The organism is Bacillus seohaeanensis, from assembly GCF_042684945.1.
Taxonomy (GTDB): Bacteria; Bacillota; Bacilli; order Bacillales; family Bacillaceae_B; genus Rossellomorea; species Rossellomorea seohaeanensis.
The window spans coordinates 720,848-745,210 of record NZ_JBHUMF010000031.1 but is presented as its reverse complement, the minus strand read 5'-3'; the positions used below and the strand labels follow the sequence as shown (position 1 = coordinate 745,210).

Here is a 24,363-nt window from a genome sequence, read left to right as displayed (position 1 = left end):
GGAAGGAGAAGAAGGATTTACTATGAATTTAGAAAAACAACACATTCACAATTACGTTTGGAATCGAAAGAACGAGTACTTAAAACAATTATTTGTCCTTTTAAGGCAACAAAGCATTAGTGCACAAAATATCGGGATTCACGAATGTGCAGAATTGCTGAAGGATTTGATGAAAGACCTCGGAATTACGACTCGATTAATAGAAACAAATGGGCACCCCGTGGTTTATGGAGAAACGATAAAAGATGAAAATAGTTTTACGTTATTAATCTATGGGCACTACGATGTTCAGCCCCCTGACCCTCTGGAGGCTTGGCAATCGGATCCTTTTGAACCGACCATACGGGATGAAAGAATCTATTGTAGAGGAGCAGGGGACAACAAAGGGCAACTAATGGCACAGCTTCTTGGACTGAAAACATTTCTAGACCATCATGATGATTTACCGATTAACATAAAGTTTGTGTTTGAAGGAGAAGAAGAGGTAGGAAGTGTCAATCTTTCAAACTTTGTAGAAGAAAATAAGGAACTGTTAAAGGCAGACCTTGTTTATACAGCGGATGGCTCTTCTCATAATAGTGGCTCTCCACTTCTATTATTAGGTGCTAGAGGTATGCTGTCTTTTGAATTAATAGCAAAAGGGGCAGATTGGGACAACCATTCCGGAAATACAGGAAATATCCTCCCTAATCCTGTTTGGAAATTAGTGGATTTATTACAGACGATGCGGGATAAAAATGGCAAGGTCCTCATTAAAGGGTTCTACGATAATGTATTGCAAATGTCAGAAAAAGATAAGGAGTTGCTTAAAAAACTACCGTTTGATGCAAAGGATATCGGCGAGAAAATTGGTTATAAATCTTTAAATATGGAAGGGGAAGACTATTATCGGAAGCTAACGATGGAGCCTACGTTTAATATATGTGGTATTCAAAGTGGGTACGCAGGGGAAGGAACAAAGACGATTATTCCTTCAAAGGCCACCGTGAAAATAGATGCTCGTCTCGTGGTTGACCAAGATCCAATGGATGTTTTCAACAAGATACGTCAACATATACATAATCATGATCCTGAGATTAAAGTAAACTATTTAGGGTCTATGATACCATCAAGGACGCAAGCAGGTCTCGATACAGTTAGGTGTGTCACCAATGCTGTTCACAAGGCGTTTGGGCAGGAGCCATTAATTCAGCCAAGTTTAGCTGGCTCGCTTCCAGATTATGTGTGGACCAAAATTTTAAAAACGCCTTCAATTATTATGCCTTATGCAAACTTTGATCAAAGAAATCATTCACCTAATGAAAACATTAAAATAGAAAACTTTTTGAATGGTATTACATGTACCTACCATGTAATACATGCTCTTGGTGAGTTTTCGCAATCTTCCACAAATAATCTCAACAAAGAGAAATCTGTATAGAAAGAAGTGCCTAATGATGGAGCCAAACCGATCGTTTAAAAAGAATAATTTAAATGTTTTAAGCGGAATTGAATATCTAGGAAATCGTCTTCCTCACCCTGTGGGGATCTTTCTTTATATTACAATCTTTGTAATTGTTGCATCGTGGTTATTTAGTATGTTAGGAACAAGTGCAATCCACCCGGGTACAAATGAAAACACCGTAGTAAGAAGCTTAATTTCTGTTGAAGGAATACAGTATATCTTATCATCAATGATTACTAATTTTGTAGAATTTAAACCTTTGGGATTAGTACTAGTATTTGCTCTTGGAATTGGGATTGCCGAAAAGGTTGGATTGTTTGAAGCGACTATTAAAAAGACGCTATTGAAAGCGCCAAAATCGATGATAACCTATGCAGTCATGTTTATTGGAATAATGGGTAGCATTACTGCTGACTCCGCCTATCTTATTGTTCCTCCAATAGCGGCAATGATCTTTCATCTGTTTGGGAGGCATCCGCTGGCGGGGTTAGCAGCAGGAATTGCGGCTACCGGTTGTGGTTTTACTGCAAATTTGTTTGTTGGAGTATTTGATGTAATGCTAGCTGGGATCTCAACTGAAATTGTTCAGACAGTTTATCCCGATATGGTCGTACATGCAGTAGATAATTGGTATTTTATGAGTGCGTCTGTGCTAATACTTACATTAGTTGGCGTTTTTGTTACAGAAAAAATTGTAGAACCCCGGTTGGGAAAATACGAAGGAAACGTCGAAGTGCAGATTGAAAACTATGATGAGGCGGAAACCCTCCTAATAAACAAAGCTTTACGAAATACACTAATTTCAGCAATTATCTATTCTGCTATCGTTATTTGTGTCTTTTTTATTCCATCTTCACCGTTAAATGGAGGAGAAACCGGTTCGTTTTTGAGTGTATTAAATACTCTATTAGTCCTTTTCTTCATTATTATAGGGGTAACCTTTGGGCTAACGGTTAAAAAAATAACTAGTTTTAAAGATATGGCTACCTATATGGGAGAGGCAATAAAGGATATGTCCGGATTCATTGTATTAGTATTTATTATTGCGCAATTTATTGCTTATCTAGAATGGAGTAACTTAACAATCGTTACAGCTGTTAAGGGAGCTGAACTTCTTCAGTCAGGGAATGTGGAAGGGATACCCGCTATATTATTGCTTGTCGTCGTAACTTCCATTTCTAGTATGTTTATTACAAGTGGGTCAGGACTTTGGTCCATCTTAGGTCCTGTCGTACTCCCGATGTATATGTTATTAGACTTTCATCCAGCATTTATTCAGGTCGCCTACCGGATTGGTGATTCCGTTACGAATATGATTACACCAATGCAGCCATTTGTAGCAGTAATGTTAGGTTTCTTAATGAAATATGATAAGAAAGCTGGATTAGGAACTCATATTGCTTTGCTCTTACCTTATACCATCGCATTTTTTATAGCTTGGATTATTATGTTTGCGGCGTTTGCTCTTTTGGATATTCCTGTAGGACCCGGAGTTCCTATGTATTTAGAAGGAAAATAAGTAATCTATACCCGAACAAGCTTAGAAAAGCTTGTTCGGGTATTTTTTTCTTTCTAGTACGTGCTTAAGAGGATATTGCAGGGGCTTTGGCAAGTTCTGAACGATGTTTCCCATATCCAGTTGCCTGCTTGAATGCATATCCTACCTGGAGGACCTCGAAATCGGCTCGGTGTTTCCCAACAATTTGTAATCTGATAGGAAGCCCATCCGGAGTAAATCCACCTGGAACGGAGAGTGCTGGATGACCAGTGGCTGAAACGTAGTAGCACGAACGCATCCAGTCAAGATATGTTTTCATAGCCATTCCGTTAATGTCTTTCGGATATTCGAGTTCAGTATTAAATGGCGTTATTTGGCTGACAGGGAGCAGGTTTACACTGTCATGTGGGGGAACCCCTGAGTTTCACGTGACCGGAAATCTACAAGACTTTGACCGTACTGAACAATTAAAGGGAATCAATGTTTCACTCTGTATACTTGTGGTCGCTATGATGAAGCAACTCCTAAATCAACAGTATATTTTAGTACTCTAACTCCGAATGGGAAATTCCACGTATTTGAGCAGAGGCACATATGCTATATATTGAAGAACAAGAAGAGTATATTAAAGTTATCGCTAGTTTTTTGAATTATGTTGATTTGATAAATGACTGAGTATTTTAAAAAAAGAGTTGTAAATCCATAATTTGAACTTCTCCACTTAGCAGGCTTGCACCCCTTATTTGGTATTACTCCTGTAGAAATGGTGTAACATGGTTAACAAAGATACTTGCTGAAGGGATAAAAATTTAGATATGAGTTTACTATCATCTATTTTACATACCATGCTGCTGAGTTTTATAGAATTACTATACCTTGTAGGTACATTCATTACTGTTGGATTGGTGATAGGGGTTCTTGAAAGGTATTCCAATGCCTATTTTGTCAAGGCTTTTGGACCAAAAGGGGTTCTTTTAACTGCCTGGATTGGAGTTCCGATTCACGAAATTGGGCATCTAATACAGTGTTTCATCTGGGGGCATCGCGTAATAAGGGTGAAGTTATTGCAATTTCATCATGGTGATGGTGTTCTTGGGTTTGTTCAACACCAATACAATCCGAACAGTATTTACCAGCAGATAGGGAATTTTTTTATCGGTTTAGGGCCAATTTTTAGTGGAATAGGGTCACTGATGTTTGGAATGTACCTTTTGATACCTGAATCCTACGAGTCATTTATAGCATACACTCACCAACATGTTACGTTTGAAAAGTTGGGGATAGGTGTTTTAAAGACGACAGGGAGAGCGGTCCTTGAGCTAAGTAAAAGTCTCTTTACTCTTCATAATCTTATAAATCCTTTATTTTGGATTTTTCTATTGATCGCTATTTGTATTTCTTCTCATACTTCCCTAAGTAAAAAGGATATTCAAGGGTCTGCAAAAGGGCTTTTGCCAATTTTTGGTCTATTAGTTTTCATAAACATAGCTGGTGGAATACTAGGTTTCAATAGCTATCAGATTATAGTGAGAATGGCAGAATATAATGCCTATGTACTCGCCTTTTCTGCTATTGCGGTACTCTTTTCCCTAATAACACTAGTGTTGAGTTATATTCTATCTAGCATCAATATTAGAAACTGATGAAGGGACGACGGGTATCTACTAAAAACCACCCTCAGCTGATTGAAAGCATGAGGGTGGTTGTATAGGCTGTTCCTAATACACTAAGCTAGAGAAGAGCTCTCTTTTAAAGTTTCTAACTTAGTTCAGGGTCCTGTTCTTGTTTTTTCTTCTTCCGTTCTTTTCTTTTTGTTCCTTTTGCAAATTCCTTTTTGGCCGCCTTGTAAAAGGAGCCTCCCATCAGCAACATGACGATGGAAAACGGTAGTGCTGCAATAATTAACATATTCTGCAGTCCCTGTGTACCGCCGAAATAGACAATAATGGCCGCCATTGCTGACATAGCAAGACCCCAAACGATTTTAACAGAGTTAGCAGGATTTATAGAGCCTTTTGTACTTAGCATTCCAAGTACAAACGTTGCTGAATCGGCGGAAGTAATGAAAAAGATTGCAATGACAACGATGGTTACTAGCGACATAAGTTCACCTAATGGATAATGCTGAAGAACACCAAACGTTGTTGTTTCAAGAGAGTAGTTAGAAATGGCATCAATTCCGTTTTGCTCAATATTTAATGCGGAAACACCAAATACGGCAAAAAAGATAAAGCATACTAACGCGGGAACAAAAAGTACGCCAAGCATAAATTCTTTAATGGTACGCCCTTTAGATATTCTTGCGATAAAAATTCCCACGAATGGTGCCCAGGATATCCACCATGCCCAGTAAAAGATTGTCCAATTGTCAATCCATGTCCGTCCTTTTTCATTTAACGGAGACAGGCGAAAACTCATATCAAAAAAGTTAGCTATGTAACTGCCGAGTGTCGTTGTAAACATATTTAAAATGTATAACGTAGGACCAACAATAAATAATAGCAACAATAATGCAAACCCGAGCCCCATGTTGATATTACTTAAGTATTTAATGCCTTTCCCTATTCCAGACCATGCAGAAAAAATGAATAGAACAGTGGAAATAGCTAGAATCAACAATTGCATGCCGAAATTACTCGGTAAATCGAAAAGATAAGCCAATCCACCGTTAATTTGTGCGGATCCAAAGCCAAGAGTGGAAGCCACACCTACCACTGTGGCGAAGACAGCTAGTGTATCAATTAACTTTCCGGGTAGTCCTCGCATGCTTTTTTCTCCAAAAATCGGGATAAGCGTCGCACTAATTAACCCAGGAAGGCCCTTACGAAATTTAAAATAAGCTAATACCAGCGCTACAACTCCGTACACTGCCCAAGCGTGAATCCCCCAATGGAAAAAAGAATATTGGAGCGACTGTTTAATTGCCTCATTAGATCCAGCCTCGGCTCCTGGTGGACTTTTAAATGCATGGGAAATTGGTTCGGCAGTTGTCCAAAAAACCAACCCCATCCCCATTCCAGCACTAAACAACATAGCAAACCATGTAGGTAAACTAAAATCGGGTTTATCACTTTCTTTACCTAGTTTAATTCTTCCAAAACGAGAAAAAATTAAGAAGATACAGAAAGCCAACAATATCATGATTATTAATAGATAGTACCATCCAAATGCTTCGGAGATATACGTTGTTACCTTGGATGATACAGTTTGTAAATGCTCAGGAGCAATCGCACCCCAAACCACAAGTACTGCACAAATAGAAAGTGCGTACCAAAAAACTGAACTTACATTCCTCACAATTTCACCTCAATTATAATTAATCAACGTCTATTATCCCTTAATCTACCTCTCGCATCAAATATTTATCCTGAACGTGTGTGCCGAGTATCTCGCAAATATAAGGATCAACCCATAGTCAGAATGTCCAGTATCCAGACAATAAAAGAAGCTAACGAATAGGATAGCTTCTTTTATTTTTGAAACTCTTTAAAGCTATTTTTTTAGTGACCATAACCTGATTCTAGGTTCATTCATTTATTTCAGATTTATTGTTGTTATGTTTATCATTGTTTGTTTCGAATAAGTTTTTGGATACAACATTAAGTTTATTGACAAATCGGTTAAAACCAAACCCAACAAAAAAGGCAATGCTTATTTGTGCATAAGGTGCATCTTCAAACTCGGTGAACTCCACTAATAATATACCGCTTTGTATTAACGTAACGGCAACGACAGCTGTTCCTGTTGCAAAAATAGGATAAAAAATGTACATTATCCATTCTTTATAATCGTTTAATTCACCTCTCATATAGTAAAAACAAAACATGTAAAGATGACGTAATGACCCTCCGATAGCTCCGGCAAAGAAATAATACAAAAAGATTTCGATTTCTGAAATGAATGGTAGTGATTTCTCAAGGGCACCCGTTCGCAACATGCCTACCGCTAAAAAACTTCCAAAAAACAACAGGGAAAGGTAGGTCAGAATCATTGCTCTTAACCATCGTTTCAATCAATCACCCCCGCCTCAGATAATTCATCTTATGAGGAGATATAGATGGAAGTGCCTATTCCTTATTTGTGAATATTGTAAACGGAAGCTTAGTCCCTCCATCCCTATGTTACAATGAGCTAAGAGTATTATAAGAGATTTTAACCATCGTATGGAGTTGATTACAATAGAGAAGAAATCTTATTTATACAGCTATTCTTGGGAAGAAAATGAAGGTTCGTTATGTGCCTTAGAAAGACGAGTTTTATTTGGAAAAAGCTCTGAATCTAGTATTCTAGAAAGTTCAGTAAAGATAGATCCTAGTAGAAGTCCTTTCATAAAAGAAAGACTGTCTGTGATTTGCGAGGGTAATAGCTTCAGTGAGTTAGTGGAACAGGTGAAAAAGTTAGAGAAATTTGAGGATGGGTTTAAACTACTCTTTGTACAAAACCCTAATGCTGATTCCTCCGAGAAAGTAGGATTTAAAGAACGGCGAAAAATTGAAAAAGAAGTTGGTTTGCATATTAAAGGAGAAGCGGAGTTAATCCATCCGAAAAAATGGTTCGGTATTATGAAAATTGATAAACGTTGGGTATTTGGGAACTATGTAAAAAATCAAGCCGTTTGGTTGCGACACCAAAATAAACCGCATAGTTATTCGACGGCACTAAGCACGCGTGTCGCAAGAGCTGTCGTTAATATTGCTGCCCCAGACCCTGTTGGCGTCAAGATGATTGATCCTTGTTGTGGAATTGGAACGGTTCTTGTGGAGGCATTGTCGATGGGGATAGACATCGTTGGCAGTGATCGTAATCCTTTAATCCTTTCAGGAGTGAAAGAGAATATTGCTCATTTTGGTTTAGAAGGGGAAGTGACGTTAAAGGATATTAATAACGTTACGAACAACTATGATGTAGCGATTATTGATCTACCTTACAACTTATGTTCTGTTATTACGGCTGATGAGCAACTTGAGATGCTTCAAAGTGCTAGGCGGTTTGCGACCAAAGTAGTCATTGTGACGCTAGAAGAGGTTGATTCTGTTATGAAAGAAGCTGGATTTGAGATTGTTGACCGTTGCGAAGTGAGTAAGGGGAGATTTGTTCGACAGGTGCTTGTTTGTGAATAAAGATAGTCTACTCTTTCGTAAATCTTTTAAAAAAATTGAATAAGTGTCACTAAATGAGAGAGTCAGGATTAGTTCCCTGCTCTTTTTTTGTTGAAATTATTTAATGACTCGCTGTCGTTGCTAGTATAGCTTTTAAGTACCATTAAGGTATTCATTTTGCTAGAAGATTAGATCCAATTTTATAAAAAAAGTTGCGTTGAAATCGCTCATACATGACATCTGTCATGTCCAACCCATGACACCTACTACTTACAAGTTCAGTTTATTTCCTTTATAGTTGTTCTTACCACCCCAAAGAAGGGAATTAAAATTAATGACAAACCTTAAAACATTAAACAAACAAGTAGCTTCATTTAAAAAAGCAACAACAAAAGAAAGCGTGTGGCAGCTTATTAATACGATTGTTCCGTTTATTATTTTATGGGTTCTTGCTTATGAAAGCTTATCCATATCTTATTTATTAGCTCTCGTGCCAATTGTAATTGCTGCGGGATATTTGACTAGAATTTTCATTATCTTTCATGATTGTACCCACTTTTCCTTTTTTAAAAGCCGTCGTGCCAACAGAGTAGTTGGAACGATTATGGGTGTACTCACGTTATTTCCATTTGATCAATGGGGACATGATCACTCTGTTCACCATGCGACAAGTGGTAACTTGGATAAGCGGGGAACGGGAGATATTTGGACGCTTACGGTGGAGGAATATAGGCAAGCACCGCTTAAATTACGTTTAGCATATCGTTTTTATCGCAATCCATTCGTTATGCTCGGATTAGGACCGATTTATGTTTTTCTTTTAAAAAATAGGTTTAATCGTAAAGGTGCGAGAAAGAAAGAACGCATGAACACGTATTTGGTAAATGGCATCATCGCTTTTGCGGTTGCAGTCCTTTGCTTACTAGTCGGATGGCAGTCGTTCCTTATCGTACAGGGATCGATTTTCATGATTTCAGGTGCTGCAGGCGTTTGGCTATTTTATGTACAGCACACATTTGAAGATTCCTATTTTGAAGAAGACAAAGAGTGGGAGTATGTAAAAGCAGCAGTAGAAGGAAGCTCCTTTTATAAGCTTCCAAAAGTGCTTCAATTTTTGACTGGAAATATCGGGTATCACCATATTCACCATTTAAGTCCAAGGGTGCCTAACTATCGATTGGAAGAGATACACAATAATATTCCCGAATTACAACATGTACCGACGATTTCACTTGCTACGAGTTTAAAGTCACTTCGTTTTCGTCTATGGGATGAAGAAAGAAAGAATTTCGTAAGCTTTAAAGACGTCAAGACTTTGCCTAAAACGAGTATTTCGGCTCAAGCAAAACCTGAACTATAATTTCACCACCCCTGGCTGACTCCCCTTACTATGATTTTTAAGGGGAGTTGTTACTTAGTCTTAGTAACAGCCCGATAAGGAGAGTACGTAAATGATTCGAATTGTAATTGCAGAGGATCAAGAATTGATGCTGGGGACAATTGGTTCTCTTCTCAATTTGGAAGAGGATATGGAAGTAGTCGGGCTAGCGAGCAATGGGGAAGAGGCACTTGCGCTTGTGCACCGATTACAGCCGGATGTTTGTATTATGGATTTGGAGATGCCTAAAAAGAGCGGACTAGAGGCAGCAGAATCTCTAAAGTCATTTGAATGCAACGTAATGATTTTAACAACATTTGCAAAGGCCGGTAATTTTGAACGGATAGTAGCAGCTGATATAAGAGGATATTTATTAAAGGACAGTCCTAGCGAGGAGTTAGCTTGCTCGATTCGCAGTATTATGGCTGGAATACGAATTTACTCTCCTGATCTAATGGACGAGGATACCAGTGAGAAATTGGAAGTAAACCGGTTAGTTAGAAATCAGAATCCAGGTAGAACTTCGATTGAGCAAAGGAACACAAGTAAAACAGTGAAAGGTTATTTTTTAACACTGATGGACAAAATGAAATTACCAACGGGTTAGAGGGTATTTGAAAATACCCTTGATATTCACGGAGTGGGGAGTTCCTCACTCCGTTTTTTTATATTTTTATTCCTTTTGCAGTAAGGTTGTTTTCTTTTCCGAGGGGATAATGAGTTAGCCCTCTTTATGGAAGTGCTGACTTCTTATTAGTAAATTAGAAGTTATTTTTATAAAAAATTCACTGTTAAGTGAACCGGTTCTTTTAAATGTTATAATAAGGAAGTAATGTGAATTTAGTGTAGTACTAGTAAAATACATATGAACTAAAACGAAACATAGAGTAGGAGTGGTTATTGTGGAAATAGGTGTGAGCACGTTTGTAGAGACAACGCCGGATGTTGAAACGGGTGAAGTGATTAGCCATGCACAACGAATTCGTGAAGTTGTAGAGGAAATTGTACTTGCCGATCAGGTAGGGCTAGATGTCTTTGGGGTGGGAGAACATCATCGCAAAGATTATGCGTCGTCATCTCCCGCAGTGGTGCTGAGTGCTGCTGCGTCGCAGACAAAAAGGATACGGTTGACCAGTGCAGTTACAGTCCTTTCTTCTGCTGATCCCGTACGCGTGTTTCAGGATTTTGCTACTCTTGACGCAATTTCAAATGGACGTGCAGAGATTATGGCGGGGAGGGGATCATTTATTGAATCGTTTCCATTGTTTGGCTATGATTTGCAAGACTATAATGAGTTGTTCGAAGAGAAGTTAGAGTTGTTATTAAAAATACGAGAGTCTGAGAAAGTGACTTGGAAAGGTGGACAGCGGCCTGCTATTCAAAATCTTGGTGTGTATCCGCGTCCTGTTCAGGAACCTTTACCCATATGGATTGGCAGTGGTGGTAATTCGGAATCCGTCGTTCGTGCAGGCCTTCTAGGGCTCCCGCTTGTTCTAGCAATTATTGGAGGGAGACCGCTGCAATTTGAACCACTCGTTCGCCTTTATAAGAGGGCAGCCAATAAGGCAGGGCATGATATAGCTAAGTTATCGATTGCGTCACATTCGCATGGTTTTATTGCCGAAGATACCGAAACAGCAGCAAATAAATTTTTCCCATCCACTCAGCAAGCAATGAACGTATTAGGACGGGAACGTGGCTGGGGGCCGTATAATCGATCAAGTTTTGATGCTGCTCGCAGTTTTGAAGGAGCATTATATGTAGGTGATCCAAAAACGGTAGCGGAAAAAATTATTCACCTTCGAAAGAATGTCGGCATCACACGCTTTATGCTGCACGTACCAGTTGGCACGATGCCTCATGATGATGTAATGAAGGCCATTGAACTTTTAGGAAAAGAAGTGGCACCAATAGTTCGAGAGGAAATAGCTAAATGGGAAGTTGGGAGCGTGGAAGAGTAAGTTAGCAACATTTTCCTCTCCTTTTTGGATAGTGACGAGGGGCAAGGGGCAAGTTTATTGCCCCAGCCAATTATTTTCCTCATCAGAAGAAATATTGAAAACCTTGTAAGTAGAAGGTAGCTAGGACAGGTAACCTGTCCCTTAAGCTAATTCTTTCATACTTCCCTCAACACATTCGCAAATTTGTCCATGCAACACCCCTTCAATCAGTTTTAGTGTCTCATAAGTAGCCAAATAATCGACAACTTCCTCCTTAGTATGCTCATGGATACAGCTAATGGAGAGAGTAACAGAAGGAATTCCGTATTTAGAAAAGAATCTTGCGTCGCTAGACCCTCCCGCAGTAATTTTCCAATCATCCATTCCAGCGAGGACTCCGGCTTGTTCAAAGATTTTACCATAGCCTTCTGGGCAGAATGCTATAGTATCAGCATAGAAAGTGACAATATCACGGTTTCCTCGCCGATTGACAACGATTGCACAGTCTACACCTTCTAGGAATTCTTGATCGATTTCTGTCGCTCCGATTAAGCCAATTTCCTCTTTCATTGTAAACGCAACGTTTCCCTTATAATGTTGTTCTTTTAACGATTAACAAGCAAGGATATGAAGTGTGCTTCAGGGAGGGGAGATACTAGCTAGAAACACCTGCATTTTATATTCTTTATACGATTTTACGATCAGATAAGGTGATAACAAATAGCGAGATTGAAAGGAAGCTTTTTGAAGGACCGTTAGTAAAACAAATAAGTGATGACTCGATTTGGCAAACGATTAGAAGGTTAAAGTAGCGGTTGCCATTTTTAGAAATAGTTCTAGAGGAAATAGCTATTGGCAATAAAAGAGGTAGAAAGTTAAAGGGGGACTTTGATTATTATGTGCTTTGTCGGGCGAGTAATGTGCTGCCGGATCAGATTTAGTAAAAGGAGAATGGGGAGGATGGCTGCAATAAGTGAAATAGGCAGGGTTTCAACGGTTAAGCGAGGAAGTAGCCTATGCTGCTTTTTCATCTATAACTACTGGTTTCTTCCTGTTATCCATAATTAGTATTCAAAATAATATTAAAGCTAGCCGAAAGACCCTAATGTTTATTTCATAAATTGTAGTCTTTTGGCTAGCTAGCTATGTTTTAGAGGGATTTTTTATTCGAGATTGGCATGTTTGCCATACATCTTATTGGTATCTAATCCCTTTTTCTCCATAAACCTTAAGATGATTGCATCATAAAAAAGTAAAAGAGTTTGTTCAAATAGAGAGCCCATTGGCTGGATGGTTGTGTAATCGCCTTCGTCCGGATTTTTAGGTGAGCCGGGTAGTTTAATTGTATTATCTGCTAATTGTCCAATGGAAGATTCAGGAACTATCGTTACAGCGGCGATTGTTCCTCCAATGCTTTTTGCTTTTTTCGCCATAGAAACTAAGCTTTTTGTTTCTCCTGAGCCAGAACCAATGATCAATATGTCATCAGGTTCAAAGTTTGGAGTGACGGTTTCTCCTACTACATAAGCATCAATTCCCATATGCATCATTCGCATGACAAAGGACTTAGCCATAAACCCAGATCTTCCAGCACCGGCTACAAAGACTTTCCTTGATTCGAGAATCCCATTTACCAATTTTTCTGCTTCATCATTTGAAATGAGGTCTACTGAACGGTTTAACTCTTTAAGAACTTCCGTTAAGTATTGAGTAGTTTGCATTGTCTTGATTACCCTTGTTTAATCATTTCTTGCATTTTTGCCGCAACAGCTTTTTTATCAGCTTGTCCGGTGATACCGCCGCCTATAATAACAAGGTCAGGTTGTGCTTGAACTACTTCTGGAAGTGTTTCTAATTTAACTCCACCTGCTATAGCAGTTTTAGCATTTTTTACAACGGATTTAATGGTTCTAAGATCTTCAAATGAGTTTTGACCTACCGCTTGAAGGTCGTAACCAGTGTGAACACAAATATAGTCAACACCAAGGGCGTCCAGTTCTTTTGCGCGAGCTTCTTTATCTTTTACAGCGATCATGTCTACAAGAGTTTTTTTCCCTTGTTTTTTTGCTTCTGCAACAGCGCCTTTAATGGACTCATCTTCAGCCGCCCCTAGAATCGTAATAATATCAGCTCCAGCTTCAGATGCTTTCATCACTTCATATCCTGCAGCATCCATAATTTTTAAGTCAGCTAGTACAGTTAAATTTGGGTAGGCTTCTTTCACTGCTTTAACAGCGTGAAGGCCTTCGTTAATAACAACTGGTGTGCCAATTTCGACGATATCAATATGTTCTTCTACTTCTTTTATAAGCTCAATCGCTTCTGGTATATTAACTAAATCAAGTGCTAATTGTAATTGCATTAAAAAAATCCCCCTAGTAATAATTTTAATTTGTTGAACAGTATTACTATCACCATTTTATCTTTCGAAATAGCTGTAAAATAAAATAATGTATATTTACTGCACAGACATGAGTATAATACCAATCTTTATTATTTGTAAGTACGCACTTTTATTTTACATAGTGTTAAAAAACTTATATAGTGTTAAAAAGTTTACATAGTGTTAAAATGTATACTGTGCACTATAATGGACTTGGAGGTGGTACAAGTGTCACGCATGCAAGGGAAAGTGTTTAACTGTGAAAAAGAATTAACTCTTTCTGTGATCGGTGGAAAATGGAAAATGCTTATTTTGTGGCATTTAGGCAAGGAAGGGACAAAGCGATTTGGTGAACTTAAGGCTCTCATGCCAGGCATCACGCAAAGAATGCTTGTCAACCAATTGCGAGAACTAGAAGAAGATTTAATTGTTCGAAGAGAAGTTTATCCAGTTGTTCCACCAAAAGTGGAATATTCGCTGACCAAAGAAGGAAGAAGTCTAATGCCGATATTGGAATCCATGTATAGTTGGGGGAAAAATTATATGGATACAGTGATGGCGAATAAAACAGAAACAAAAGAAGAAATTAAGTAAAGTACATACTATAAGAAGCTAGCAAATGTTCTTTTAAAAACAATTCAAAAAACGGAAAGAATGTTTTATCTATAAACAGTCTTTCCGTTTTTATAATAAATCCTAAAATTATCAAAAACTATTAATATACTTTATCCCCGTTAAAGATCGAGTTCTTAACAACAACATAGTCTACGTTACGTATAGCCTCCAATTTGTTTCCACCCGCATAAGAAATAGAGGATTGGAGGTCTTGTTCCATTTCATTTAATGTATCTTGTAAAGAGCCTTTGTGCTCTACATACATTTTCTTACCTTCTACATTTTTCTTTTCACCTTTTTGGAATTCCGAAGCGGAACCAAAGTATTCTTTATAGAGCTTTCCGTCTTTTTCAAATGTTTCACCTGGAGATTCTTCATGTCCAGCGAATAGGGAACCAATCATGACCATTGATGCACCAAATCTAATCGATTTCGCTACATCACCATGTGTACGAATGCCTCCGTCTGCGATAATTGGCTTACTTGCTGCTTTTGCACACCAACGTAGCGCAGCTAATTGCCAGCCACCAGTTCCAAACCCAGTTTTAATTTTCGTAATACATACCTTACCTGGTCCAATACCAACTTTTGTCGCGTCCGCACCAGCATGTTCTAATTCTCTTACTGCTTCTGGAGTTCCAACATTTCCTGCAATAACAAAACTATTAGGTAAGTGTTTCTTAATATGCTGAATCATCGCTATTACTGCATTGGAGTGACCATGTGCGATATCAATCGTAATGTATTCCGGTGTAAGCTGTTCGTCGGCTAATTGTTGAATAAATCCATACTCTTCCTCTTTGACACCAACGCTAATTGATGCGAATAGTCCACGTGATTGCATGTCTTTAATAAAAGCTAATCGCTTCTCTGGTTCAAATCGATGCATAATATAAAAATAATTATTTTCTGCTAAATAAAGTGCAATGTTTTCATCTATAATCGTTTGCATATTTGCAGGCACGACAGGCAACTTAAATGAATGTCCACCTAATGTTATCGTTGTATCACACTCGGATCGGCTATTTACCACACATTTTGCCGGAATTAATTGAATATCTTCGTAATCAAACACATTTTCCATGATACACACTCCCAAACACGAATATTATAATTAATTATATTTAAAATCGTTCGTACATTTGATAATATACATTATTTTTATTCATGTGTCAAAATTTTTTTGAAACGCCTTTCATTTCCTGTAGTTTGTCATCATGTAACAAATGAAAGGGAGTCTGAATAACACAAGTATCTAGTTGCGAGTGGATAAATTATTGGCGCATCACGCTGCATGAAACGCAGAATGACTATGGAGAAAAGAGGTAGCTATCAAACAGACGCTTCTACCATTATGAAAATAATGCCTTCCCTAAACCCAAGCTATACATAACTTCATCATCACAATTCTCATCGCTAACCTCCATCTCTGCTAACTCTTCAAAATAGAGATGTTCGAACTTTTTATTCAAGATTCTGTAGAAATAGGCAATGGGCTTTTTTATGGTTTTTGTTCATTTCAACTTATTTATTATTTGTTTAAAAAAGTAAATCGCACTACCTATGACTTGGTCTTTCTTGTTTTCGCGATTATTGCGGTAAGCAACTATTTTGGATTACTTTCCAGTATTCTTCGATTGTTTGGCTTCCTCGAAGAGCATTTTACTAGTTGATGGAAGGTTTAAGGGACTTCATCATTTGTAAAAGTATAATCTAAATCTGGTGAATAATTAGTGATAGATTGTGAGTTATCACTAGTAATAGTTCTACCAGCAGTTTGTTGATCACCATTATTTGTGACTATGTTCTTGCTGTTAGGTGAAACAGTAATATCCAGAAAAGTGTCATCGAGCTCGTTGTTCTTACGTTTATTTATATTTTGGTTGTTAGCTTTGGCTCTTTTCTTAGATTAATAAAGTATAATTTTTCCTTTTCTAGTGTAAGGATTTGTAAAAGTGATAGAGGTTGAGTCAATAGTTATTAAAATGTGAGATTCTTCGTTTTTTGCCTGCATATATTTTGGAATCATTTAATATATTAAACTCAAAGGTTGTTTGTCAGACAAACGGACTTGAAATTATGTAATACTCTTACTAAAAATCCTCGTTTATTTCTCTAAATCCACCCAAACAGTTGCACTTTGCCTACCGTTTAATTCCAGCCTTATTTTGTAAACGCTTTCTATAAGAGGAAGGAGGTTTTAAAGTAACAGAAAAACAAACTTCTATAAGGTGTTGCCAACCATTTCTGTAAAAAAAGGAGGGGGATTGCTAATGGAAAAAACACCGTCAGGAAAAACAAAGGATCCAAAAGCTCCGAAATCTCCAAGAAAGATAAAAGCCCGTTGGTGGGTAATGTTTTTCATCTTTTTAAGTACCGTCCTTGCCTATACAGATCGTTCCAACATTTCGATTGTGGCCGTCACGATGATGGAAGAATTCGGATGGGATGAACAACAATTTGGCCTTTTAGCATCCGCTTTTTTTGTAGGTTATCTTCTACTTGGAATTCCTGCTGGATGGATGTCGGACAAATGGGGAGGAGTTAGATTTCTTGCTCTTGGAGTCCTTATTTGGTCTATTTTTACCATCTTTACTCCATTAGCTTGGGGCTTTGCTTCAATGTTAATCATTCGCTTTCTATTAGGCGTAGGGGAAGCGGTTAATTTCCCATCTCATACTTCTGTAGTTTCAAAATGGTCTCCCGTCCACACGAGGGGGCGCTGGCAAGGTCTCAATATGTCAGGAATGGCTATTGGGGTAATGATTACTGCCCCTATTACTACCTGGCTCACAGCTCAATTTAATTGGCATGCATCCTTTTATTTGTTTGGTGGCTTAGGAATTATTTGGGCAATAGTTTGGCTTAAGATTGCTACTGATAATCCAAAAGATCATCCATTTATTACAGAAGAAGAATTAGCAGAAATGGAAGATACTAGTGGAACGAAAGAAACGGATAAGGTGAAAATTCCATGGTCAAAAATGTTCCGTGTAAAAGAGGTTTGGGGACTTACTTTAATATACTTCTTCCAAAACTATAATTGGTATTTGTATCTGACGTGGCTACCAGCCTATTTTATGAAAGAAAGAGGTTTTACCTTGTTAAATGTAGGGATATATGGTGCATTACCTTGGCTTGGAGCCTTTATCGCTATGAATCTAGCAGGTGTTTTTTCGGATAAATTATTAAAGAAAAACAGCCTTACTACATCAAGAAGAATACCAATGTATATTTCATTTCTAGGTACAGCAATATTTATGGCACTAGGTGCATATACTCCGAATGAATGGGCAGCTCTAGCATACATTACTTTATCAGTAACTTGTCTAGGGATTAATTTTACGATGTTTTGGACATTGCCGATTGATATAGGTCCAAAATCAGCAGGTACATTATCTGGAATTATGAATACTTCTGGTACGGTTGCTGGAATTATTGCACCAGCTTTAACGGGATTCCTTATCGTATTTATGGGATCTTGGCAATACGTATTATTTTTAGGTGCGGCACTTGCACTCGTGGGAGCGATATTAACCAAGTTTATGATTTCGGCAAAACAAGTTTTAGATTAGGTTTTTTAGGTCAAGAGATGTCAAGTACCGCTTACCTACCTCATATATTTATAGTGGCGAGAAAATAAAATCTCTTGACCATTTTTTTGAAAGTAGGAGAGAAAAAATGTTTTTGATGAACAAAGAGGTCTTAACTAAAGCAAAGGAAAACCAACACTTTCTAAATGATTTAATTCAAAGTAAAGAAGCTAATAAGTTTGTGAAATATGTCATTAAGGAGTATACCAAATCACCTGCTAAGTTTATGGCTGTGAACAAGGTCGAATGGGAGGACCTTTTACAAGCTTCCTACATTGGATTATTTAATGCTATTCGAAAAATGGACCTGAATTTATCTCCTAATGAATGGGTAAGGTATTCCTATTTATCTATTAAGGGTGAATTAAGGAATTTCTCGCGTTCTAATGGGTCTAACATGATTGTAATCCCACAGAGAATTCGTGAGTTGTATCCAAAATATAAAAAATTTCATGAAGAGTATTGGCTTCGTAAACAAAAGGATCCTTCTATAAGCGAAACCATGAAATTCTTTGAAATAAATAAGGATGATGCATTTGATCTTGTTTATGGCATGCAAGAAATTATCTATCAAGAAAGCATGACGAAAAACAGTTTAGATATGTTTATTCAGCCTTTACAACAATTAAGGGGGAAAGTACAAAGTGTAGAGGATCAAGCAATTAATAATATATTGGTGAAAATGCTCTTAGCTTATGTAAATGAAAAACAAAGAAAAGTCATCTATCTTCATTATTTTAATGGATTTAGTAAGACAGAAGTGTCAAAAATTATTGGTTGTTCACCGTCAATGGTTACGAAGTATCTTTCAGCTGCATTTCAAAGTATAAGAAGAGAAATAGGTTCTTGTTTATAGCTTTGCCCCCATTGTCTGACAAACATACAAAACAGTTTAATCGTAGTAAACGTTGCAATTAGATTATAAAAGTTTCGTAAATCCATTATGTCCACAAATATAGTCAATGGAGGGGTTTTCGATGTTTAAGGAGATTAGAAAGAAGAAAAAGTTTGAGGAAGTTTTGGATCAAATTAAAAGCTTACTTTTAACAAAGAAATTGAAGATAGGGCAAAAACTCCCTAATGAAATTGAACTTTCGGAATCGATGGGAATCAGTCGTTCTTCACTAAGAGAGGCTTTTAAAGTTTTAAGTGTTTTAGGCATTATCGAAGGAAGATCAGGAGAGGGAACAATTATTACCCAAGCAAATCCAGAAAATCTAAAAAGTATTATGTCTTTGGTTGCAGTATCTAGGGGGTTAGATACCCAGGAGTTGTTTGAAGTAAGGACGATTCTTGAGAAGGAGGCGGTAAAGTTAACCGCAACGAGAAGAACGGAGAATGATTTACAAGAGATACAAGATATTCTCGTAGAAATGGATAAACATTATTTAAGTGAAGACGATGAAGCGCAATCCTACTATGATTTTCTTTTTCACCAATCGATTGTGAAAGCGTCTCAAAATAAAATGCTGCTGATTCTAATGGAAGTTATCTCCGATTTGTTAGGGGAACAGATACAAACAACTAGAAGGGAGTTAGCCACATCCCCTGAAGTATTGAAACGATTCCAAGAGGAACATTGGTCTATCTATAGGGCGATAAAACATAAGGCTCCAGAACAGGCAAAGGAAATAATGTCCGCACATTTAACTTATGCACAAATGGAACTCGGGTTAGTAAAAGAAGAATGATAGATAAATCTCTCTAATCTGGAGGTGGGTTTTTGAGAGAATTAACGAAATATTTCGAGGAAAAAGATGATGTTTCCTTAGGTAAGTTATTAAAAGAAGTAGAAAATCAAACAAAAGATAGTATTGAAATATTGAAAGCAAGTTCTTCCCGTAAAGGAAAGGCGCACATCATTGGGATAACAGGTCCACCGGGTGCTGGAAAAAGTACCTTGGTCGCGAAACTTTGTAAAAAGTTAGTGGAGGAAGGGCTAAGTATTGGGGTTGTTTGTGTCGATCCTACTAGTCCATTCACGCAAGGCTCTTTGCTTGGAGACAGAATTAGAATGCAGGAATTGGCGAAACTTCCTAATGTTTTTATAAAGAGTTTAGCAACAAGGGGGAATCTTGGCGGGCTAGCGGCATCGACTGCTGATGTGGTACAGGTGCTTGATGCTTACGAAAAAGACATCATTTTGATTGAAACAGTAGGAGTAGGGCAAATAGAATTCGATGTTTTGGAAGTATCGGATACCGTTGTTTTAGTAAATGTTCCTGGTTTGGGAGATTCTCTACAAACATTAAAAGCAGGTATTATGGAAATCGCTGACTTATTTGTGATTAATCAAGCAGACCGACCAGGTGCGGATGAAAGTGTAAAAGATATAAACCAAATGGTTAGAGAATCAGTTGATAAAAGTGATTGGAGGCCACCCATTCAGAAAACAGTCGCAACAAGGGAAGAGGGAGTGGAGGAGCTAATCGCTCATATTCATCAACACAAAGAGTATTTGGTTCAATCAGGATTGTGGAAAGAGAAACGACAACGAAGAAATATTACGAGATTAAATCATAGTATTCTAAGTTTGCTTTCGAAAAGAGTAGACGAATACATCAGGGAAGAGGACTTCGTACAACAGAAGATTCAAGAGGTGAAAGATGGCAAGCTTGATCCTTTTACCGTGTCACATTTGATTGTAAATAACCTTGCCGAAAAATAAAAATATTTTGGAGGTAAATATGTCTAATAATACTACAAATGTAAACCAAGAAAAAAAGCTTTTTGATCGTAAGGTAATGGAGGAGATAGAAGCTCAAAAAGAACGGTGGCAAAAGACGAAAGTGAAAGGGAAAGATGGAGAAGGACAGTATTATTCTGATTCAGGCATTCCTATTAATCTACTTTATACACCGGAAGATATTAAAGATATTGATTATCTAAAAGATATTGGATTTTCCGGTGAGGCTCCGTATGTTCGCGGTGTTTATCCGAATATGTATCGAGGCAGATTGTTTACTGTTCGGCAAATTGCGGGGTTTGGAACACCGGAAGATACAAATGAACGCTTTAAGTTTTTACTCAAAAATGGCGCTACCGGTACTAGTGTTGTATTAGACCTTCCTACAATTCGTGGCTACGATTCAGATGATCCAGAGGCAGAAGGTCATGTAGGTGCAGCAGGCGTTGCAATTGATTCGTTAGAAGATATAGAAGCATTGTATGAAGGCATCCCAATTGATGAAATTTCAAGTAATATTGTTACGCACCTTCCGAGTACAACCGTGGTGGTAATGGCGATGTTTGCAGCCATGGCAGAAAAGAAGGGAATCCCGTTAGAAAAGCTTTCCGGTACAAATCAAAATGATTTTCTAATGGAGACGGCTATCGGAAGTTCTTTAGAAGTTTTACCGCCGAAAGCATCATTCCGATTACAATGTGATGCGATTGAATACGCAAGTAAAAATCTTCCTAGATGGAACCCTGTAAGCTACAACGGTTATAACTTACGGGAAGCAGGAACGACGGCTGTTCAGGAAGTTGCATGTGCCATCGCTAATGCGATTGCGACGTCAGAAGAATTAATTAGAAGAGGAAATAAAATTGATGACTTCGCAAAACGTTTATCCTTCTTCTGGAACTTATTCAATGATTTCTTTGAGGAAATTGCGAAATGTAGAGCTTCTAGATTAGTGTGGCATGAAGTAATGGAAGAACGCTTCCATGCACAAGAAGCTAAATCGCATTTAATGCGTTTCCATGTCCAAACGGCTGGAATTACCCTGACAAAAGTAGAACCACTTAATAATATCGCTCGATCAGCCATTCAAGGTCTTGCCGCAGTGCTAGGGGGAGCACAATCTTTACATGTTGACTCCTATGACGAAGCATATTCCGCTCCAACAGAAGAATCCGCATTAATTTCGATTAGAACACAACAAATTATACAGGCAGAAACCAATGTCGTTAATACGGTTGATCCCCTAGCAGGCTCGTATTTTGTCGAAAATCTCACTCAAGAAATGGCCCAACGTATTCGTGATTATATTTCAGAAATAGAATCCAAAGGCGGAATTGTATCGGTAGTGGAATCAGGTTGGTTGCATCGTGAGATTTCGGATTACGCTTACAAAATGCAGCAGGATATCGAAAGAGGCAATCATAAAATAGTAGGCCTTAATTATTTCCCAACAGAACAAAACGAGACGAAGGTAGAAGTTTTCCGATACCCGGAAAATGCAGAAAAGCGTCAAAAAGAAAAATTAGAAAATCTTCGTAAAAAAAGAAATAAGGAAAAGGTTGAAAATGCGCTTGCTACACTGAGACAAAAGTGCCATGAAGATGTAAACCTAATGCCTTATATAAAAGATGTGGTGTTAGCTTACGGTACATTAGGTGAAATAGAAGAAGTATTTCGTGAAGAATTTGGTCTTTGGCAATTTCCATTAGCTTAATTTAGATAAATAAAAAATTGGGGGAGGAATTCTTCATGCATGTAAAAGTAGTAATGGCGAAACTTGGATTAGATATCCATTGGCGTGGTGCCCTAGTTGTATCAAGGATGTTGAGAGATGAAGGGATGGAAGTAGTTTATTTAGGGAATCAGTTTCCAGAACAAATTGTAGATGCAGCTATTCAAGAAGGTGCAGATGTTATTGGATTAAGCACATTAGGTGGGAATCATTTAACATTAGGTCCCAAAGTTGTCCAAATTGCGAAGGAAAAAGGAGTAGATGCATTAGTCGTTATGGGAGGCGTTATTCCCGAAGATGATATTCCGCTTCTTAAAGAAGCTGGAATTGCGGAAGTGTTTGGCCCTGAGACAAGGATTGAAAGTATTGCTACGTTTATCCGATCCAAGGTAAAGAACGGAATTACCTAAAAAGAGGTGGGGGAGTAATCCCCCCTTATATGCTCATTTGTAATTTTTCATAGAATCATAGGAAAGTTTGTGAGGAGTTTTTATTTACTAATAGTGATGGGGGTAAAAATATGCCAAAAACCTCGCTTGTCCAGCAATGGCCACCAAAATATAATAGTGATTATATTCCAGAAGATAATGAGAAATATTGGTATAAAGATATTGAAACGGCTTCTAAAGAGGAATTAGACGAAATTGTTTTTGCGAAATTGAAGCATGTGATGAGGTATGCTTATGAAAACTCTGGATTCTATCAACGAAAATGGAAAAAAGTTGATTTTCATCCCGATGATATAAAAAATTTAAAGGACTATGAACAGGTACCCATTACAACGAAAGTAGAAATCAGAGAAGATTTGGAAGAATACGCACCTTTTGGATCAAATGTTTGTATTCCACGTTCGGAAGTTCACCGTATTCAAGGAACTTCCGGTACTACAGGAAAACCAACGATATTCTCCTTTGGTAAGGAGGATTGGGAGAGAATTGCCCATCAGCATGCACGCATTATGTGGAGTTTTGGAATGCGACCAAGTGATTTAGTGTTTATTGGTTCACCACTAAGTTTATATATAGGAAGCTGGGGAGCACTTATTGGGGCAGAAAGACTAGGAGCTCAAACATTCCCGTTTGGGGCAGGACAATCGGGACAAACAGAGAAAGCAATTCCTTGGCTTAAGGACGTAAAACCTACTGTATTTTATGGTACTCCATCCTATGCCTTATATCTTGCTGAAAAGGCAAAAGAAAAGGGTGTCGATCCGAAAGAATTCGGCTTTAGAATTTTATTTTTCTCAGGAGAACCGGGTGCTGGTGTGCCATCAACGAAGCGGAAAATTGAAGAGACGTTTGGTGGTATTTGTATTGATTCGGGTACGATGGCGGAAGTTACACCATGGATGAGTAATACGGAATGCGAACATAGAAAAGGAGTCCATTTGTGGCAAGATATTGTGTATACAGAAGTAGTTGATCAACATAGTAAAAAACTTGTGCCGTACGGTGGGGAAGGTGTACCCGTTTATACACCATTAGAAAGAACTTCACAACCAGTAATTCGTTACTGGTCAGGAGATTTAACTACATGGACAGATGAACCTTGCCCGTGTGGACGTGTATACCCTCGTCTTCCTAAAGGTATTTATGGAAGAATTGATGACATGATAACCGTTCGGGGAGTTAATGTATATGCCAGTTTAGTAGAGAATGTGATTAGAAATATGGATGGACTCGGAGAAGAGTTTATAATGGTTGTCGATCGTGAAAATATTATGGATGAAGTAACAATTCGATGTGAAACATTAGGATCCCGAAATAAGCAAGAATTAAGGGAGGAAATTTCCCGAGGATTGAAAAGAGAGACTGGCGTAACATTTAAAATCGAATTACTTCCAATGGGTACTTTAGAAAGAACGCAGTTTAAAGCAAAGCGTGTTGTGGATAAACGTAACTTTAAAGCTTAATTTCAAACTGTAAAACGATTTAAACTAGAGGAGAGAACGAGTACAATGTTTCCTCTAGTTTCTTCTATATAAATGGGAGGGAT

At 37.9% G+C, this 24,363-nt stretch carries 21 protein-coding genes and 1 pseudogene; 15 read left to right on the top strand and 7 right to left on the bottom strand.

Features of this window, described 5'->3' with window-relative positions; genetic code table 11:
- Positions 1–22: 22 nt before the first annotated feature.
- Together ACFSUL_RS17005 and ACFSUL_RS17000 are read left to right on the top strand one after the other, a co-directional pair.
- A complete protein-coding gene (locus ACFSUL_RS17005; protein WP_377937098.1) occupies positions 23–1,420 on the top strand; it encodes a M20/M25/M40 family metallo-hydrolase in 1,398 nt (465 codons plus the stop codon).
- Positions 1,421–1,436: 16 nt separating this feature from the next.
- A complete protein-coding gene (locus tag ACFSUL_RS17000) occupies positions 1,437–2,963 on the top strand; it encodes an AbgT family transporter (protein ID WP_377937097.1) in 1,527 nt (508 codons plus the stop codon).
- Positions 2,964–3,027: 64 nt separating this feature from the next.
- Here ACFSUL_RS17000 and ACFSUL_RS16995 read toward each other — a convergent pair whose 3' ends face one another.
- The gene (locus ACFSUL_RS16995; RefSeq protein ID WP_377937746.1) at positions 3,028–3,276 is read right to left on the bottom strand and encodes an amidase family protein; all 249 of its coding nucleotides are present in this window, start codon (positions 3,274–3,276) and stop codon (positions 3,028–3,030) included.
- A gap of 481 nt (positions 3,277–3,757) precedes the next feature.
- Here ACFSUL_RS16995 and ACFSUL_RS16990 point away from each other — a divergent pair, with 481 nt between their 5' ends.
- The gene (locus ACFSUL_RS16990) at positions 3,758–4,585 is read left to right on the top strand and encodes a hypothetical protein (protein WP_377937096.1); all 828 of its coding nucleotides are present in this window, start codon (positions 3,758–3,760) and stop codon (positions 4,583–4,585) included.
- Positions 4,586–4,700: 115 nt separating this feature from the next.
- On the opposite strand, the gene ACFSUL_RS16985 is transcribed toward ACFSUL_RS16990, so the two are convergent.
- Together ACFSUL_RS16985 and ACFSUL_RS16980 are read right to left on the bottom strand one after the other, a co-directional pair.
- The gene (locus tag ACFSUL_RS16985) at positions 4,701–6,239 is read right to left on the bottom strand and encodes a glycine betaine uptake BCCT transporter (protein WP_377937095.1); all 1,539 of its coding nucleotides are present in this window, start codon (positions 6,237–6,239) and stop codon (positions 4,701–4,703) included.
- Between the two features lie 229 nt (positions 6,240–6,468).
- Complete coding sequence (locus tag ACFSUL_RS16980) at positions 6,469–6,954, bottom strand: hypothetical protein (protein ID WP_377937094.1); 486 nt, start codon at positions 6,952–6,954, stop codon at positions 6,469–6,471.
- A gap of 151 nt (positions 6,955–7,105) precedes the next feature.
- Here ACFSUL_RS16980 and ACFSUL_RS16975 point away from each other — a divergent pair, with 151 nt between their 5' ends.
- The 4 genes from ACFSUL_RS16975 to ACFSUL_RS16960 all read left to right on the top strand — a co-directional run bounded on the left by ACFSUL_RS16975 (position 7,106) and on the right by ACFSUL_RS16960 (position 11,380).
- On the top strand, positions 7,106–8,062 hold the full coding sequence (locus tag ACFSUL_RS16975; protein WP_377937093.1) for a TRM11 family SAM-dependent methyltransferase: 957 nt from the start codon (positions 7,106–7,108) through the stop codon (positions 8,060–8,062).
- A 313-nt stretch (positions 8,063–8,375) separates the two neighbouring features.
- A complete protein-coding gene (locus ACFSUL_RS16970) occupies positions 8,376–9,401 on the top strand; it encodes a fatty acid desaturase (protein ID WP_071412498.1) in 1,026 nt (341 codons plus the stop codon).
- A 91-nt stretch (positions 9,402–9,492) separates the two neighbouring features.
- The gene (locus tag ACFSUL_RS16965) at positions 9,493–10,026 is read left to right on the top strand and encodes a response regulator (RefSeq protein WP_377937092.1); all 534 of its coding nucleotides are present in this window, start codon (positions 9,493–9,495) and stop codon (positions 10,024–10,026) included.
- Between the two features lie 295 nt (positions 10,027–10,321).
- The gene (locus ACFSUL_RS16960; protein WP_377937091.1) at positions 10,322–11,380 is read left to right on the top strand and encodes an LLM class flavin-dependent oxidoreductase; all 1,059 of its coding nucleotides are present in this window, start codon (positions 10,322–10,324) and stop codon (positions 11,378–11,380) included.
- A gap of 141 nt (positions 11,381–11,521) precedes the next feature.
- Here ACFSUL_RS16960 and ACFSUL_RS16955 read toward each other — a convergent pair.
- The 3 genes and pseudogenes from ACFSUL_RS16955 to hxlA form a co-directional block, all read right to left on the bottom strand.
- Positions 11,522–11,944 (bottom strand): annotated as a pseudogene (locus ACFSUL_RS16955) (M20/M25/M40 family metallo-hydrolase); the annotation flags it as partial.
- A gap of 578 nt (positions 11,945–12,522) precedes the next feature.
- Positions 12,523–13,080 carry a 6-phospho-3-hexuloisomerase gene (gene hxlB, locus ACFSUL_RS16950; RefSeq protein ID WP_071412494.1) on the bottom strand — a complete coding sequence of 186 codons (558 nt, stop codon included), beginning with the start codon at positions 13,078–13,080 and terminating at the stop codon, positions 12,523–12,525.
- 8 nt (positions 13,081–13,088) lie between these two features.
- Entirely contained in the window at positions 13,089–13,721 is a 633-nt protein-coding gene (gene hxlA / locus ACFSUL_RS16945; RefSeq protein ID WP_071412493.1) for a 3-hexulose-6-phosphate synthase, read from the bottom strand.
- 249 nt (positions 13,722–13,970) lie between these two features.
- Here hxlA and ACFSUL_RS16940 point away from each other — a divergent pair, with 249 nt between their 5' ends.
- A complete protein-coding gene (locus tag ACFSUL_RS16940; protein ID WP_071412492.1) occupies positions 13,971–14,336 on the top strand; it encodes a winged helix-turn-helix transcriptional regulator in 366 nt (121 codons plus the stop codon).
- 121 nt (positions 14,337–14,457) lie between these two features.
- Here the strand turns inward: ACFSUL_RS16940 and guaC are convergent, their stop codons facing one another.
- Entirely contained in the window at positions 14,458–15,441 is a 984-nt protein-coding gene (guaC, locus tag ACFSUL_RS16935; RefSeq protein WP_377937090.1) for a GMP reductase, read from the bottom strand.
- Between the two features lie 1,189 nt (positions 15,442–16,630).
- On the opposite strand from guaC, the gene ACFSUL_RS16930 reads away from it, so the two are divergent.
- The 7 genes from ACFSUL_RS16930 (at position 16,631) to ACFSUL_RS16900 (ending at position 24,280) form a co-directional block, all read left to right on the top strand.
- On the top strand, positions 16,631–17,932 hold the full coding sequence (locus tag ACFSUL_RS16930; RefSeq protein WP_071412490.1) for an MFS transporter: 1,302 nt from the start codon (positions 16,631–16,633) through the stop codon (positions 17,930–17,932).
- Between the two features lie 106 nt (positions 17,933–18,038).
- The gene (locus tag ACFSUL_RS16925) at positions 18,039–18,806 is read left to right on the top strand and encodes a sigma-70 family RNA polymerase sigma factor (protein ID WP_377937089.1); all 768 of its coding nucleotides are present in this window, start codon (positions 18,039–18,041) and stop codon (positions 18,804–18,806) included.
- A 121-nt stretch (positions 18,807–18,927) separates the two neighbouring features.
- Positions 18,928–19,641 (top strand): FadR/GntR family transcriptional regulator, encoded by a 714-nt coding sequence (locus ACFSUL_RS16920; RefSeq protein WP_377937088.1) that lies wholly within the window; start codon positions 18,928–18,930, stop codon positions 19,639–19,641.
- Positions 19,642–19,673: 32 nt separating this feature from the next.
- Positions 19,674–20,618 carry a methylmalonyl Co-A mutase-associated GTPase MeaB gene (gene meaB / locus ACFSUL_RS16915; RefSeq protein WP_377937087.1) on the top strand — a complete coding sequence of 315 codons (945 nt, stop codon included), beginning with the start codon at positions 19,674–19,676 and terminating at the stop codon, positions 20,616–20,618.
- 19 nt (positions 20,619–20,637) lie between these two features.
- The gene (locus ACFSUL_RS16910) at positions 20,638–22,350 is read left to right on the top strand and encodes an acyl-CoA mutase large subunit family protein (RefSeq protein ID WP_377937086.1); all 1,713 of its coding nucleotides are present in this window, start codon (positions 20,638–20,640) and stop codon (positions 22,348–22,350) included.
- Between the two features lie 35 nt (positions 22,351–22,385).
- Positions 22,386–22,778, top strand: a complete 393-nt coding sequence (locus tag ACFSUL_RS16905; protein WP_071412485.1) for a cobalamin B12-binding domain-containing protein — start codon at positions 22,386–22,388, stop codon at positions 22,776–22,778.
- A 110-nt stretch (positions 22,779–22,888) separates the two neighbouring features.
- Positions 22,889–24,280 carry a phenylacetate--CoA ligase family protein gene (locus ACFSUL_RS16900; RefSeq protein WP_377937085.1) on the top strand — a complete coding sequence of 464 codons (1,392 nt, stop codon included), beginning with the start codon at positions 22,889–22,891 and terminating at the stop codon, positions 24,278–24,280.
- Positions 24,281–24,363 lie beyond the last annotated feature (83 nt).